17 protein-coding genes are annotated in these 14724 nt (G+C 26.7%); 1 reads left to right on the forward strand and 16 read right to left on the reverse strand.

Going from position 1 to position 14724, the window contains the following annotated elements:
* Positions 1-5: 5 nt before the first annotated feature.
* The 6 genes from KM800_RS02885 to KM800_RS02910 form a co-directional block, all read right to left on the reverse strand.
* Entirely contained in the window at positions 6-311 is a 306-nt protein-coding gene (locus tag KM800_RS02885; RefSeq protein WP_136710889.1) for a hypothetical protein, read from the reverse strand.
* Positions 312-328: 17 nt separating this feature from the next.
* Entirely contained in the window at positions 329-784 is a 456-nt protein-coding gene (locus tag KM800_RS02890; RefSeq protein WP_136710888.1) for a hypothetical protein, read from the reverse strand.
* On the reverse strand, positions 784-1698 hold the full coding sequence (locus tag KM800_RS02895) for a ParM/StbA family protein (protein ID WP_217811717.1): 915 nt from the start codon (positions 1696-1698) through the stop codon (positions 784-786). Before KM800_RS02895 ends, KM800_RS02890 begins: the two co-directional genes overlap by 1 nt.
* A gap of 381 nt (positions 1699-2079) precedes the next feature.
* Entirely contained in the window at positions 2080-2634 is a 555-nt protein-coding gene (locus tag KM800_RS02900) for a hypothetical protein (RefSeq protein WP_136710887.1), read from the reverse strand.
* Positions 2635-2711: 77 nt separating this feature from the next.
* Positions 2712-3365 carry a hypothetical protein gene (locus KM800_RS02905; protein ID WP_217811718.1) on the reverse strand — a complete coding sequence of 218 codons (654 nt, stop codon included), beginning with the start codon at positions 3363-3365 and terminating at the stop codon, positions 2712-2714.
* Between the two features lie 189 nt (positions 3366-3554).
* On the reverse strand, positions 3555-4199 hold the full coding sequence (locus tag KM800_RS02910) for a helix-turn-helix domain-containing protein (RefSeq protein ID WP_217811719.1): 645 nt from the start codon (positions 4197-4199) through the stop codon (positions 3555-3557).
* A 709-nt stretch (positions 4200-4908) separates the two neighbouring features.
* Here KM800_RS02910 and KM800_RS02915 point away from each other — a divergent pair.
* On the forward strand, positions 4909-5127 hold the full coding sequence (locus KM800_RS02915; RefSeq protein ID WP_217811720.1) for a helix-turn-helix domain-containing protein: 219 nt from the start codon (positions 4909-4911) through the stop codon (positions 5125-5127).
* A gap of 1008 nt (positions 5128-6135) precedes the next feature.
* Here KM800_RS02915 and KM800_RS02920 read toward each other — a convergent pair.
* From KM800_RS02920 to rd, 10 genes are all read right to left on the reverse strand, one after another.
* The gene (locus KM800_RS02920; protein WP_217811721.1) at positions 6136-6345 is read right to left on the reverse strand and encodes a hypothetical protein; all 210 of its coding nucleotides are present in this window, start codon (positions 6343-6345) and stop codon (positions 6136-6138) included.
* A 136-nt stretch (positions 6346-6481) separates the two neighbouring features.
* Complete coding sequence (locus KM800_RS02925) at positions 6482-7342, reverse strand: zinc ribbon domain-containing protein (protein ID WP_217811722.1); 861 nt, start codon at positions 7340-7342, stop codon at positions 6482-6484.
* A gap of 285 nt (positions 7343-7627) precedes the next feature.
* Positions 7628-7831, reverse strand: coding sequence for a hypothetical protein (locus KM800_RS02930; protein WP_136711043.1), 204 nt, complete (start codon positions 7829-7831; stop codon positions 7628-7630).
* Positions 7832-8491: 660 nt separating this feature from the next.
* Positions 8492-9412: a tyrosine-type recombinase/integrase gene (locus KM800_RS02935; protein ID WP_217811723.1), complete on the reverse strand. Its 921-nt coding sequence runs from the start codon at positions 9410-9412 to the stop codon at positions 8492-8494.
* A gap of 159 nt (positions 9413-9571) precedes the next feature.
* On the reverse strand, positions 9572-10309 hold the full coding sequence (locus tag KM800_RS02940) for a YebC/PmpR family DNA-binding transcriptional regulator (protein WP_217811724.1): 738 nt from the start codon (positions 10307-10309) through the stop codon (positions 9572-9574).
* Between the two features lie 59 nt (positions 10310-10368).
* Positions 10369-11028 carry a YigZ family protein gene (locus tag KM800_RS02945; protein ID WP_217811725.1) on the reverse strand — a complete coding sequence of 220 codons (660 nt, stop codon included), beginning with the start codon at positions 11026-11028 and terminating at the stop codon, positions 10369-10371.
* A 14-nt stretch (positions 11029-11042) separates the two neighbouring features.
* Positions 11043-11720, reverse strand: coding sequence for a HEAT repeat domain-containing protein (locus KM800_RS02950; protein ID WP_217811726.1), 678 nt, complete (start codon positions 11718-11720; stop codon positions 11043-11045).
* Between the two features lie 4 nt (positions 11721-11724).
* Positions 11725-13149 carry a PLP-dependent aminotransferase family protein gene (locus KM800_RS02955; protein WP_419195453.1) on the reverse strand — a complete coding sequence of 475 codons (1425 nt, stop codon included), beginning with the start codon at positions 13147-13149 and terminating at the stop codon, positions 11725-11727.
* A 23-nt stretch (positions 13150-13172) separates the two neighbouring features.
* A complete protein-coding gene (locus tag KM800_RS02960; RefSeq protein WP_217811728.1) occupies positions 13173-14078 on the reverse strand; it encodes a nucleotidyltransferase domain-containing protein in 906 nt (301 codons plus the stop codon).
* Positions 14079-14304: 226 nt separating this feature from the next.
* Positions 14305-14466: a rubredoxin gene (gene rd / locus KM800_RS02965; RefSeq protein WP_217811729.1), complete on the reverse strand. Its 162-nt coding sequence runs from the start codon at positions 14464-14466 to the stop codon at positions 14305-14307.
* Positions 14467-14724: the final 258 nt, after the last annotated feature.

Below are 14724 nucleotides of genomic sequence, written 5' to 3' on the forward strand. Positions count from 1 at the left end.
ACCTTTCAGATTTTAAATTTTCCATCTTCAAAGTAATATAACTTATCCCATTTTCTAACTAATGTTTTACTAAATTTTTGTGCTGTACCCCACTTAAAATCACGTAACTTTTGTACTACTTTTGCTGTTAAATCTGCAACTAAAATATCTTTTGTCCCTAATATACAAAATTCTATTTTTTTCCTTCCGACTATTTTATAGTTAAAGATTACATCTATTTTGCTAAAATCTTCGTTACTAAACTCTTTTATAATATCTAATTCTTTTTTTAATAAATCTGTATTTTCGATCGTTTTTTTAGTTACTATCATATCTCTCACCTTTACCCTTATATAAATTTGTTTAATTCATCCAGCTCATTTTGTTTAATTTGTTCTAATTCTTCATCCTTATTATCAGATTTTACTTTTACTGGTTTATCATTAAAATTACTTAAATTTAGTGCAAAATTATTATCATTATTGTTTTTTACTGTATTTGATTTACTTTTATTACTCTCCATTACTTCTGTATCATTATTACTGCCCTTGACTGTTTTTACAACATTTTTAGTAATAGTGAGTAACTTTTTATCACTTTTATTGCCTTTGCTTACCTTCTTCTTGCTTCTAGTTTCTTCTATTTCCTTTGTAGAATTTTGATTCACAATGTATTGAAATAATATTCTTTTTATCTCCTGAGTTTCATTAAATGATTGTGAAAGATAATCTAGAACTATCCTTTCTTTCTCTTTATTTCTATTAAATGTTAATTGGAATCTTTTACTGCTATTGCTTATTGCCATTATGCAACAACATCTTTCAATATTATTTTACTAGCTTCCATTGCCCCTATTATATTAGAATTTAAAGCATCCTCATGGATTTTAAAATTTGGCAAAGTTAACTTATTAATATACTCTTGCAGCATTAAGCTTGTACCGCCTGTAAAGATTACCTTATAAGTTGCTAGATTAACTAATGGTTTAATAGCATCCAATATATTATTAAGGAACTCTGCATATTGTTTTTGGTAAACTTTAATTATACCCTCATCAATCAGGCGTTTTATATCTTCTTCTACAAAATTTTCTCCCTTAGCATTTTCAATATTTTTTATTTTTTGAAAAAAGTTATAACTTCCTAGTGTTATGGTATTAAGTTTTTCAATTTTGCCATTGTGCAATACTACTAAGTTTACTGTCCTGGAACCTATATCTACTAGTGCTACAGAACCTTTCTTATCTTCACTATTCAGTGAAAAATATGAAACATAGCCCTCTGGCAGTATCATCACATTATGTATAGAAGCAAGAATTTCTTTTCCATTATATTTAAAATTAAATTCTTTATTTTTTAATTTACCTATTAATCTTGTTTTATTTTGCATTTGGATTGCAGGCAGTAATAAAGTAATATTAGATTCCATGATCTCTTGTCCTGGATTTGCTTTACATAATGTATATAGGATCTGAGGTATTAGGCACCATTTTTCTATCTTATTAAATTCTTTTTGGATCTGTCCCACTTCAAAGAATATCGTTTGTTCATTATACTCAATTCGCTGGAATCCTTCCTCATAAGATTGATATTCGCTGCTAACTCTACTGCTAAAAACCCCTTTAATTCCTTTATTATTAATCCATTTTGTATTCCAATTACCTTGATCTATTACAACAACATTATTTACTATTTCTTCTTTTGCACTTGTTTTTTCCATTTTAATTCCTCCAATTATTTTAAAATTCTGATATTGCTGTATTTTTGTGAATCTCCACTATTAAGACATTTAAATATTTTAAGAGTACAAATTATACCTTGCAATTTAAAGTATCTTAAAAAAGCTATTGAATAATATTTTTATGTGTGTTATACTAAATTTATTGTTTAAGAATTTTTATTTTATTGTCAAAGATCGATATAACTTGAAGAGTTATTTGTCTGAATTACTTTCAAGTGACACCTTATATCGTACCAAGTTTTTGATTATTGTTCAAATTTCATATTTAGTTATATGTTTTATTTTTTGGCTATTATAGGCAAATAGGTATTTTGTTTGGCGTTTTATATAGCTTTATTTGTGTTTTCTATGTTTTTGTAATTAATTACACCAAATAGCCATATTTTTACCATTAGCAGTTATAAATACTTCTCTAAATCCATCTTCCTGCCCCCAGTAATCCTCCATTATATTATTTACATCATCTAAATTTACTTTATATTGGATTGATTTTGACATATTATTTTCATCCATCTCAACACCTGTTATTTTTAAAATATTATTATTCTTTAATATTCTATAATCCTTTAATATGTGTATAGCCTGTTCATCTTCAATAGTTAAATATTCATTATTAAAATCTGCTAATATCTCATCTAAATTTTGCCTCAGTTGATTCAAATGATATACTTTGCCTCCACTCATAAAAATATTTACCAAAATGTTATCTATTTCTATATTAGTAATATCGTCATATTTGAGCTTTAATACAGTAATTATCTTGTCTTTATTTAAGTATATAAACTCAATGCCATGTTCCTTACATACTAGAGATCCTTCAGTTAAATCTTCAAATTTTGGCTCTATCATATGTAAAGAATATACCTTATAGTTTAATCCTTTCAGTTTTTCTTTTACATTTGTTAATTTTTCCATCTGTCTTCATCCCCCAATTATTTAAATATTAAAGGAGTACTCTTTGCTGAAGTACTAGAAGAATACTCCAACAAAAATTATTTTTCTAATGTATCTAATATTCGATCAATCTGCCTTTCAATCTTATCATCTGTAATATTTTTTAATTGTTCTGTATATAGTGTCATAATTTCTGTAGCTTTTTTATAAGTAACTTTTATATCGCTACCACTCTTCATAAATGATGTTCTATATATGTTGTGGCTTTCATTATCTATACATATTTTGCAATACCAACCTGATTCATAGTTCTTATATTCATTTATCACAGTATGTACTAAATTTAATATATAATCTCTATTCCATTTAATGGCTTGTCTTAATGTTGCAGTTTCAGATGATGTTTGATATTGTCGTCCTGGGTACTGCTCTTTATAGTTATCTATAAGCAGATATTCTTGTGCTTCCTCTATACTCTTATATTTGGTTCTAATATTATCCTGAGTATCATCCATTATTGTTGGTGCTGGTACAAGCTCGTTATAACTCTCTTTAAAATTTACTTCTCCATCACTTATTGAATGTATTTTTGCATTACCAGAGACACTTACACTATCATCCCCATATTCTCCTAGTCCCTCAAATTCTTCTTCTGCCTTTTCCCTTATTTTCTGTGCGGTTGCATTGTCCTCTACTTCTACTTCCTGTATTACCTCGCATACTGCATATCCACTTACACTTACTTTTTTCATTCTAAATTCCTCCATTTTTTATTTATAGTTTTTTAAAATTTAATGATTAAAAAATTAATCATTATGTGTTATAATTTATTTGATATTTAATTTATATTAGTAGAAGTTAAGTGTGCGAAACTTATCATCTACATTAATAACTACATAATATTTTATTTAAGTTAAGGTATTTAGCCGTACCTTAACTTATTAAAATTTTTTAGTTTTAGAGAAATTTTCAATACTTTTTAGAATCGTTTTATTAAAATTGTCAAGTGATTTTTTATAACTCTCTGGATAATTAGGTACATCAATATTTTCTTTATATTTATCTGGTTCATAATAGTATAAAATCAACATTGAAATTGCATCTGCAATCCATATTTCGTGAAAATTATTTGTTTGGATAATTGCAATTACTAATTTTAAGTACATATGTACTTGATTCATATATACTCTATCATTTATGTTATCAAATTGTAATATTCTTTTTATTTCTTCAATAATCTCAATACTTTTAATTTTTACACTTATAAGAGATATTTTTTTAAGCGTGACTCTATCTCTTCCTTTAATATCTTTTATTTTAATATCTTCTTTAAGCATATTAGAATCTAATTCATTATTTAATTTTTTTTGTTGAATATAAAGCTTATCTAAATCATTAATTTCTTTTTGAAAATATTCTTCTGGCATATCATCAAACCTCTTAGACAAAATAGGAATATACTTTTTAGCAACTGGCCTTCTGCCTGATGTCCATGCGTTTACTGTCTGCCTGCTGATACCTAATTCTCTTGCTATATTTATATATTTAACATTGTACAAATTACATATATACTCAAATCCTATCATTTGTTTATCTCCCATTTGTAATACATTGTATTGCTTTATGCTTATATAATATCACCCTTGTAATACATTGTCAAACATTATTTTTAAGTTATCAATGTCTTTATTTACAAAAGTTAATAAAAATATTGACAAAGCGATAAATAAACCTTACAATATAAATAATAAAACAAATATGGGTCATACCTGTGTTTATTTTCAGGTAACTGATTTAAATAAAATACATATAATATAGTAGTAGTAATGCTATTTAATTATCAAGGAACAATTTTTCAATGTGTATTTCCCGCAACAGAAACACCTTTAAATATACTCTTTTTATTTTGCTACTGTAACATAGTAATTTGTCTATATTTTCTTATTAAAGTTGTTTTTTGATTAATTAACTTTAAATTACTTTGTTTTTCATAATATAGCAAAGTTTTTTTGTGTTGCCTAAAATTATATAGATTAAGCATGTATTTTTCTTATCAGCTCCCCTAAAGTTATATCTCCAAATAATTCTCTTAAAAATTCTAGCTTCTTATTTAAATCTCTTGCTTTAGCAATATATCCTAATTTCATTTTTATTTTCCTCCCTCTTGGTATATTTCTATAATACTACGATATTCGTAACGTGTCAACACTATACTCGTAAATAAATATATTTTTTATGATATCTATATTGACCACAATTCAAATAAATAGTAATATATTAAGTGGTGATGATATTATGATAAGAATGAAATTACATATTAAATTAGCAGAAAAAAGATTAACTCAAAAACAATTAAGTGAACTAACTGGCATAAGATTACCCACTATTTCAGCTTATTGCACAGACAAATTCAAAACAATTCCCAGGGAACATTTAAATATATTGTGTCGCTTTTTTAATTGTAAGATAGAGGATTTAATAGAATATATTCCAGATCCGACAGATGGACTATAAAAGGTTTGTCTGTTTTTCATTATTCCCCTCCTGCAACAAAAACATTGTATCATTTATTTCTTTTCTTTGCACGACAAATAGACACCAGAAAAATCCATTATATTAAAGTTTTTCTGCTGCTCCTATATTTTCCTATTATATTCTTTTATTTTCTGCCTAATCTATATTATACATTTTATATAATTTATGTTATAATACCTACCCTTAACATTTTAAATACATCTCATGTTAAGGTTCAATAATAAGATTTATTAATTTTATTTAAACATAAAACACATCATTAGTAATTACACTACGCCTAACTTACTTACATTCTTATTTTATTAATTTTATTGACCATTGTCAATGGTTTTTATTAATTTTATTTATTTTTTTATAAATATTTTAATATGATTTACATACGATCCGCATGGTTGAGCCATTCACTAAATTAAATATAATTAATATAATTCAGTCATATATGCAATTTTCCTTTTTATTAATAAAATAAATATACGGTAAAACCATAATAAAACCTTGATATTGCATCATTTAGTAGATATAAAAATTTTAGATTATCTTTAATAATCCAGTTATATCAACAGTCATGCTATTGTCTTGCTTTGAAACACTAGATTTTAAATCCTTATAACTAAATTTTATTAATTATTTGAACTCTTGTCAATGAATTTTTATTAATTTTATTTATTTTAATATATATTAGATAAATCTCTTTTAGAGTTTTATCTTACTGCTGATCAGACCATCTATATACTCATACTTAAGCATATAGCGATGCTAAAAGAAGAAATATACTATTATTTATTATTATAAGTTAAATTTCTAATCCTATAATATTTCTATTATTCTATTATACACTATATAAACTTTTATTTATTTTATATAACTCTTACTTAGCTTATACCCCTACAAATAAGCCATTTATATAACGATCACATTTATTAGAGTATAAAAAAACTAATTATTTATTTTATTAATGTTATTTAATTTTAGTTTTATTAATTATATTTATCCTTTATATTCATGTGAAAATCCACATTTGCCACAATAATAAGCACTTTTTTTCTTACCTAATGCTCCACCAACTAATCCTATTGGCCCAAGTAATATTCCTCCTACTGCTGCTTTACCAACACTGAATCCTTTATTCTCCGTATCAACTTTCTTCCAACTTTTAACTTCACCGCACATTGGACATTTTTTAGGTGCTTTCCCCATACTTATTTCCTCCTCAAATTATATAATATATATCCATTATAGATTTAATTACCAGTAAATTCAACGATTACCCAATAATTAATCTTTCTATGATTTATTTATCTCTAACCTTTACCTTTTTCAGCTTATGACCTCCCTATAATTGGTTAGCCGTATCATAATCAAAATGTTGATCAACTTCAGGCATATCGGGTTGAATAATTTTTACATCTATACTCTTTATATCTTTTAAACCTGATATATCAAATTTTCCGCCAATAGTATTTTTATATACTGGTTTATCTGGGAAAAAATCAGTTACAGATTCATTGCTCATATCAGTTGACATACTAGTTGGATGTAATGTTTTTTGAGTTCCATCATTATTAGTTACTATAATTACAATATTATCATTTTTTGCAAAATCCATTTCATCTCCACCAACAGTTGCAGAACAAAATACTAAATTTAAATTTGAACTTTTCTTTTTAAGTTCATTTGTAACAGATTTATCACTTATATCATTATAGTTTTTAGCTAAATCAGCACTTGTACTCACTACTGTAGTATATGGTGTCCATATAGTAATACCACCCACATAGCTATTTTGAAATTCATCAGAAGATTTTATTACCATGTTAATACCACTAGTATATATCGATTTATCTTTATATTTTTGTCCTAGACTCATAGCTTTATGAAATTGATCTTTTGTTAAAACTCCTAAATCAAATCCATTAATTTTATTATCTTCTTTTGGTTTCTGTTGAGTAACTAATTTATCAACTACCGATTTATTATTAGATACACTTTTATCATTATTTTTACTAGCAAAATAATATCCGCCTATAAATACTAATATAATAACTACAATTGTTCCTATTACAATACCTATCTTCTTTTTAGTTTTTTGCTTTTTAATACTACTATTTTTTACTTCTTTTTTAATTTTCTTTCCACAATAACTACAAAATACATTATCATCTGGATTTTCATGACCACATTTTTTACAAATCATCTTAATTCCCCCTTGAAAATATTTTACCTCATTTTACAATTTTTGTACATATTTTATTCATATATTGTTAACTTTTAAGTTTCAAATATATAAATTCAATAGAAAATTTTATACCTATACATCTATTTTTTCTATTTTAAGAATCCTTTAATAGCAACGTTCCTAGCATCTCAATTTTAGTAAATTTCAATTCTAAGCGTTTTATTTTTGCTATAGGTATAATCCACATACCTTCTATTTTAGGATGTCTTAAAACGGCTGTATAAATTATAAATTGTGATTATTTTATATAAGACCATTATATTTATATACTCTCTTATTATATCTCTTACACATATGTTCTTTATGAGATACTTTCCTATTCATACTGCAATACTCCAATCCTTCATTATGATAATAACAACAATTTACACACATACACTTTCTTTCCTTTCTCTTAATATTAACTACTCTTAATATATTATCTTTCATTTTATTTTTATATCTCAATCTCAATCACTCCTAAATTTTTAATTATTACTTGACTTTTGATCTAATTCTGATAAACTCTGGCAATAGTTAAGCAATTGGGTATAGTTTGCCCTAGGATTTCTGAGCAAACTATTGACAAACTCTGTATAATGAGTTGAAGTTTCTTGTCATACTGCCATTGTTCCATGATAGGATATCTTAACTACTCACCCATTAAGAACTATCATAGATCCATCTTACGATTGAGTGTACCACCCCAGATAATTTATTAGACGGTCATCTGAACCCTTCTAAGGGGTATATATACAAATAGCAGTATAATATATATCCCCATGAATTTTACTCGCTGGCGGCTTCATGTCACCCCTAGAATTATTTATAGTTGTTCTAGTGCATACACAACTAACCTATACCATTTTTATCCATATTATTTTATGGTATAGGAAATAAACCTTGCAAATTCCTATTTTTTGAAATATAATAAAAGTATTGAGTTTATATTTTATTGATAGGTTTTTGCAATGAATATTATTTGATATTCAGTTTTGTAGGTCTATCGTAAATATTAAGTTGTAGCCACCTTCTTGCAGGTGGTTATTTCTTTTATATAGCCATTCTAAGACACTTTAGTGCGTGACCATGGATTACTTATATGCTTATCGCTTATATCTCTCTGTATTATCCCCTCAATTTCATCAGTGGACTTGTATCCATACTCATTTTCACAATTTCTTTATCTTTTAAACTTTGTAAGTAAATTTTAGTTATATTTACATTTTCATGTCCCAATAACCTACTTACTGCATAAATATCTTCATCATGCCTAAGCATGAATTGTGCATAATAATGTCTTATTGTGTGTGGAGAACATCTTATTGTATCTCTTACCTTTGCCGTCTTTCCTGTTTGTCTTACAACTCTTTCTATAGTTTCAATCGTCAATCTATTTCCCCTAAAACTTATAAAATAAGCATCTGTTGTAATAAATTTATTCTTTATATAACCTTCCCTTACTCTTGCATACTTGATAAAAATTCTTTTCAATGCAGGTGAAATAGGAACATATCTTTCTTTATTGCCTTTGCCATGAATTAAAATTATTTGTTCTCTTATATCTGACATATTTAAAGAACACAACTCAAGATTTCTGATACCTGTTTCAAATAAAATAGCCACGATTGCTTTATTTCTTGCATTATAAAAAGATTTGTAATCCCATTGTTTCAACATTTTCTTTGCTTCACTATCTGTAAAAGTTTCAATTAATTTTTTTGCTTCTTTTACCCACTTAACTTTTCGCACAGGATTATTTTCAGAAGAAATATATTCCTCCTGAATGCAATACCTATAAAATCCCCTTATGCATTTTAAAATTGAGTTCATATAAACTTCTGTTCTGCCCTGCTTATCTAAATAATTAATATATTTTTTTATAGATGGACTTCTAATTTGTTCTAATTCAGTTATATTAAACTCATTTTTCACATACTTACAAAATCCTTTCACAATATTAATGTTTGTCCTAATAGTTCTAGGACTTAATTTTCTACACTCCATATCAAACTTAAATTCTTTTATAAGGTCATTTAATGGCAACAAAAAAACCACCTCCAAATATAGATAAATTTACACGTATATCTATATTGAAAATGGTCTATTCCTTGCATAGCCTCATTTAATATGTTTTATATTTTATATATACCGTTATAACTCGACTTTTTGAAAATATACTAAACTTGTTGACTTTGTCTAAACCGCCTAATCATCAAATTCATCAGGGAAATCCGCATTGTGATAGACATTTTGGACGTCATCATCATCTTCAAGTTTGTCTATAAGTTTCTGCACCTTTTCGGCTGTTTCCATATCAACAGCTGTCAAAGTATCTGGTATCATAATAATATCAGCTGATATAAATTTAAATCCCTGTGATTCAAGTGAATCTCTCACATTTCCAAACTCTTCTATAGTAGTAGTTATTTCAAATACTTCATCCTGAGTTTCAAAATCTTCTGCACCGGCATCCAAAACCTTCATCATCATGTCGTCTTCATCCATATCATCTGTTTTTTCTATTATTATCTGACCTTTGGTCTGAAACATATAGCCTACACATCCATTAGCTCCTAAGTTTCCACCACTTCTTGTAAATGCGGTTCTAACATTTCCAGCAGTTCTATTTTTATTGTCAGTAAGAGCTTTAACTATTATAGCTACACCACTTGGTCCATAGCCTTCATATGTAACTTCTTCATAATTCAGTCCTTCCATTTCTCCAGAACCTTTTTTTATTGCTCTATTTATTGTATCTTGAGGCATATTATTGGATTTTGCCTTTGCAATAACATCCCTTAGTTTTGAATTTGTATCCGGATTTGAACCATCTTTTGCTGCAATTGCAATTTCTTTACCTATTTTAGTAAATATCTTTCCACGTTGGGCATCTATTTTACCTTTTTTAGCTTGTATATTATGCCATTTTGAATGTCCTGACATATTCATTCCCTCCCAAATACCATTTATATAAAATCTTAAATATTATATCATATAAACGTTTATTCGCACAAATCTTCTTCCCTATACAACCTATTTTCCATTTTAAAATAGTCTTCTTCATCTCCAACTATTACCTGACATTTTCCTCTAGTTATATCTATAGTCTTATTTATAACTTTATCATTACATTCCAATGGACAGTACATTAAAATTTTAACTTTATCTGAATAATCTATATTTTCTATATGCCACAATTCATTTTCAAAACCATGTTTAATTTTGTCCAAGTCTTCATAGTTTACCATTATATCAAGCTCTACACCTTTAATTTTTTCTATTATGCCGCTATCTTCTATAGCCTTGGATGCAGCTTTGGAATAAGCTCTCAAAAGACCTCCTTTTCCTAATAGAATTCCTCCAAAATATCTTGTAACTACTACCACCACGTCTGTTATTTTATTTTTTTTGATTATTCCAAGGATAGGCAATCCTGCTGTACCTTGCGGTTCACCATCATCACTATATCTTTGTATATTCATATTTTCTCCTATAGCATAGGCATATACATTGTGCCTTGCTTCTTTTTCACCGCGTTTTATTTTATTTATAAATTTTTTGGCTTCATCTTCAGAATAAATTCTCCTTACACGACCTATAAATGTGGATTTTTTTTCTTCAAATTCATATCGAGATTCATTCTTCACTGTAAAATAACCCAAACTTTTCACCTCTTTTAAATATTTTGTTTAATAATATTTAAATATTGTTGTGAGCATATCTTCAAATATTCTTTATCTGTATTATTTTTTATATATTCTATTTTTTCCGCTGCTTTTTCACTTTTTATTTTAATCAAAGCCTTTATGGCATACATTATAACTTGAGGGTTTGTATCATCTAAAGCTCTTATAAGTGCATTTTCTCCTAACTTATTTCCTGATTTGCAGCCTAATTTTCCAATAGCAGAAACTGCCATTCTTCTAACATTTACATGCTTATGGACTACTCCCTTTACTAGAACATCAAAGGCCTCCATATCTCCTATTTCTCCTAGTATCCAAAGTGCAGTTTCTTTATCTTTGGTTCGCATGTCTGTATAATTCAACTTTATAAATTCAACTAGTTTTTTTTCATTAGATTTGTCTAAATTTTTAAGTACATTTATTTTATCAAATTTTCCAGATATGGATATTTTATAAAGCAGCTGTTTTTCGCTGCCACTTTTAGCCAAAATTCCATATTTTATTTTACCACTTATTATATGATTTTCAATCGTCTTTCTATCTAAATTTCTTATTTTACTTATAGAATCTATACTTTTGCCTTCTAGAGACAAAAAATAACTTATCTCTTCAGTAGTATAAGAATCTATATCATTCCAATCTACTTTCAACATTCCATTTAAGCCCATAACATTACCTCTTTTGGTTCATAATATCTGATATAATATTAATCCCTGTTTTTATATCCTGATCTTTTACCTGGGAAAAACTCAACCTAAAATATTTTTGTCCATCTAATGGGTTTTTGTAAAATAAAGTTCCAGGAGTTATTAGTATTTTTCTACTTTTAGCTTCATTAAAAAGCTGAATTGTATTTATAGAGATTTCATCCAGTATTCTCAAATAAAAATGAAGTCCTCCTCCCGGGTCATTAAATACTGCTTTATCTTTCAAATACTTTACAAGACAGTACTTTGTATAATCATATCTATGCGAGTAGACGCTATTCAACTTATTTATATAGTTTCTCCAGAATCCCTTTCTAATATATAAATCAAGTGCCCTTTGCATAATACTTGAAGTAGATATGTCTGTGTTTATTTTACAATTTTGTATACTCTCTTTAAATCTCTTAGGCGGCACTAAATAACCAATTCTTATTCCAGGCAAAAATATTTTTGAAAAACTCTTTATATATATTACTCTATCATTAGTATCTAAACTTTTAAAACTATTATATTTTATTCTGTCATCATAAATAAGTTCTGATAAATAATCATCTTCTATAATATAAAAATCATATATTTGTGCTAAATTGAGTATCTGTATTTTCTTCTCATAGCTATAACTCATACCTGTTGGATTTTGAAAATAACTCATTGTATAAAAACATTTTATAGTATTTTTTCTTAATATTTTTTCAAACTTGTTAATACTGAGACCATCTTTATCTACAGGAACTTCAAATATCTCAGCCCTTCTCCATTTAAATACAGATAATGCCCCACTATAAGTTGGTTTTTCTAAAATCACACCATCATTTGTATTAACTATAGCTTTAGATACTATATCTATTCCTTGTTGTGCTCCCGAAACTATTAATATATCCTCACTATTGATTTTGTTATTCCAAAAGATATGACTTATACTGTCCCTAAGTCCTTCATATCCTAAAACTTCCTGACAAATAAGAGCTTTGGCTCCATCTCTGTCAAGAACTTCATCTATTACATTTTTAAAAGACTTTACAGGGAAAAAATCTCCATTTGGAGTTTCTCCTGTAAAATCCATATACTCTGTATAACCGTTATTAGATATTTTTTTTAATACTTTTGAGTATTCTCTTCGAAAATTTTTATCTATATCTTTTCTCTTTGCATATGTTCCGCTGCCCAGCTTTTGAAAAGCATATCCTTCACTTTCAAGCTTTTTATATGTATTTACAATAGTTATACTATTTACATTCAAATATTCAGATAGTTTTCTTATGGAAGGTAATTTCTCCCCATCTTTTATACTATTGGAGTCAATTAGCTTTTTTATATGCTTTGCTATAGCCTTGTATTTAACTATTCCCTGACGATCAAATTTTAAAAAATACTTATTCGATTCAATCACATCCATTTGTTTTGTGTATTAATCTAAACAAAATACACATTTTCTTTAGATAGTATACTACCATCTTCCAATTTGTAATCTCTTATTTGCTTTTTTATTATATTCTTCTTCCAAAGTTTGTCTAGTATTTCTTCCATACATATATCATATTCCTTGAATAATTCATCTTTTTTTATTTGTTCAGAACTCAAGAAATCATCTTTTCTCTTAATATAATTTATTAATACATTTACAAGCTTTGATATATTTAAATTTATGTTTTCATCAAAGTATTCAATTAAATTTCTTATAGATATCTCTATATCTTTTTCCTCTTTACTACAGAATAATAGATTTTTAACATATTTTTTTAGTTTATCATTTAAATTTACAGCAACACTGACGGCATCCTTGCTTATCATATATCCTGCAGAGTTAACATACAACTTAGAAAATTCCTCTATTGACTTAATTGCTTCAATATATGCAGTATAAATACCATCATTTTGTAAATATTTTTTACATATGGAAATATTTTTAATCAATTTTCCCACATACACCATATTCCATCTTTCTCTATCTATATCTGGATAATATCTAATTATATCATATCTAGAACTTATTTCCATGTCCTTGGAAAACACCAAACGAGAAGATGATATTATTCTATGTATAAAACCACCTCTTAAATTTTCATCATTAATTTGCATGAAATTACCTTTACTCATAAATTTAATATGAATTGGAATACCTATTTCTTCCGTATATATATTTATTAAACTTGAAGCATTATTGTCATATATTACAAATAGATCTACATCTGACTCATCCCATAAATCTCCTGTAATTATACTTCCAAAAACCATAACAGCCAATATGGATTTATTTTTCTTAAATCTAGCAATTGCACTATTAAATGCTTTTTGATATTGTAATATTGTCTTTTCCACTATATTACAACCCCCCTTACCATAGGTCATAAGCAATTCAATCGGTTATTTTGCTGAATTGAATATTAACAGAATTTTTATATATTATATAATTATTATAATATAAATACAATAGTGAATTTATATTGGAAATTATTCCATTCAATTTTTAAGCAAATTATAATTTAAAAATTAAAAGAGGAAGAAGCAATTTAAATTACTTCTTCCTCTTTTGTACTTTTATATTTTAACTCTCTTTTTCAAATTCATCCTTTGAAACTCCGCAAAGTGGACATACCCAATCATCTGGTAAATTCTCAAATGCTGTTCCTGGATTTACTCCATTATCTGGATCCCCTTTTTCTGGATCATAAATGTATCCACAGGCACTACAAACATATTTATCCATATCTAAATTCCTCCAATCATAAAATGTACTAATAAATTTTGTACTATTAGTATGTCACATTAAGTCATATAAGTCAATATATCTATATATTACCCAAATATTTGATAACTACATATTATCTTAATATGGTATATAATATAATAATATTTACTATCATTATATTTCAATATTTTTATCTACCTATTAGTATTGTTAAAAACATTGAAAAATATTAGAAACATTGCTAATATTAATAATGTAATTTTATAATAAAATGGA

Origin of the sequence: Clostridium tyrobutyricum (genome assembly GCF_019144085.1) — a bacterium.
Taxonomy (GTDB): Bacteria; Bacillota; Clostridia; order Clostridiales; family Clostridiaceae; genus Clostridium_B; species Clostridium_B tyrobutyricum_A.

What these genes read in the sequence shown, in the direction of transcription:
- KM800_RS02885 (WP_136710889.1), bottom strand. Translation starts at nt 311, where the DNA reads ATGATAGTAACTAAAAAAACGATCGAAAATACAGATTTATTAAAAAAA.
- KM800_RS02890 (WP_136710888.1), bottom strand. Translation starts at nt 784, where the DNA reads ATGGCAATAAGCAATAGCAGTAAAAGATTCCAATTAACATTTAATAGA.
- KM800_RS02895 (WP_217811717.1), bottom strand. Translation starts at nt 1,698, where the DNA reads ATGGAAAAAACAAGTGCAAAAGAAGAAATAGTAAATAATGTTGTTGTA.
- KM800_RS02900 (WP_136710887.1), bottom strand. Translation starts at nt 2,634, where the DNA reads ATGGAAAAATTAACAAATGTAAAAGAAAAACTGAAAGGATTAAACTAT.
- KM800_RS02905 (WP_217811718.1), bottom strand. Translation starts at nt 3,365, where the DNA reads ATGAAAAAAGTAAGTGTAAGTGGATATGCAGTATGCGAGGTAATACAG.
- KM800_RS02910 (WP_217811719.1), bottom strand. Translation starts at nt 4,199, where the DNA reads ATGATAGGATTTGAGTATATATGTAATTTGTACAATGTTAAATATATA.
- KM800_RS02915 (WP_217811720.1), top strand. Translation starts at nt 4,909, where the DNA reads ATGATAAGAATGAAATTACATATTAAATTAGCAGAAAAAAGATTAACT.
- KM800_RS02920 (WP_217811721.1), bottom strand. Translation starts at nt 6,345, where the DNA reads ATGGGGAAAGCACCTAAAAAATGTCCAATGTGCGGTGAAGTTAAAAGT.
- KM800_RS02925 (WP_217811722.1), bottom strand. Translation starts at nt 7,342, where the DNA reads ATGATTTGTAAAAAATGTGGTCATGAAAATCCAGATGATAATGTATTT.
- KM800_RS02940 (WP_217811724.1), bottom strand. Translation starts at nt 10,309, where the DNA reads ATGTCAGGACATTCAAAATGGCATAATATACAAGCTAAAAAAGGTAAA.
- KM800_RS02950 (WP_217811726.1), bottom strand. Translation starts at nt 11,720, where the DNA reads ATGGGCTTAAATGGAATGTTGAAAGTAGATTGGAATGATATAGATTCT.
- rd (WP_217811729.1), bottom strand. Translation starts at nt 14,466, where the DNA reads ATGGATAAATATGTTTGTAGTGCCTGTGGATACATTTATGATCCAGAA.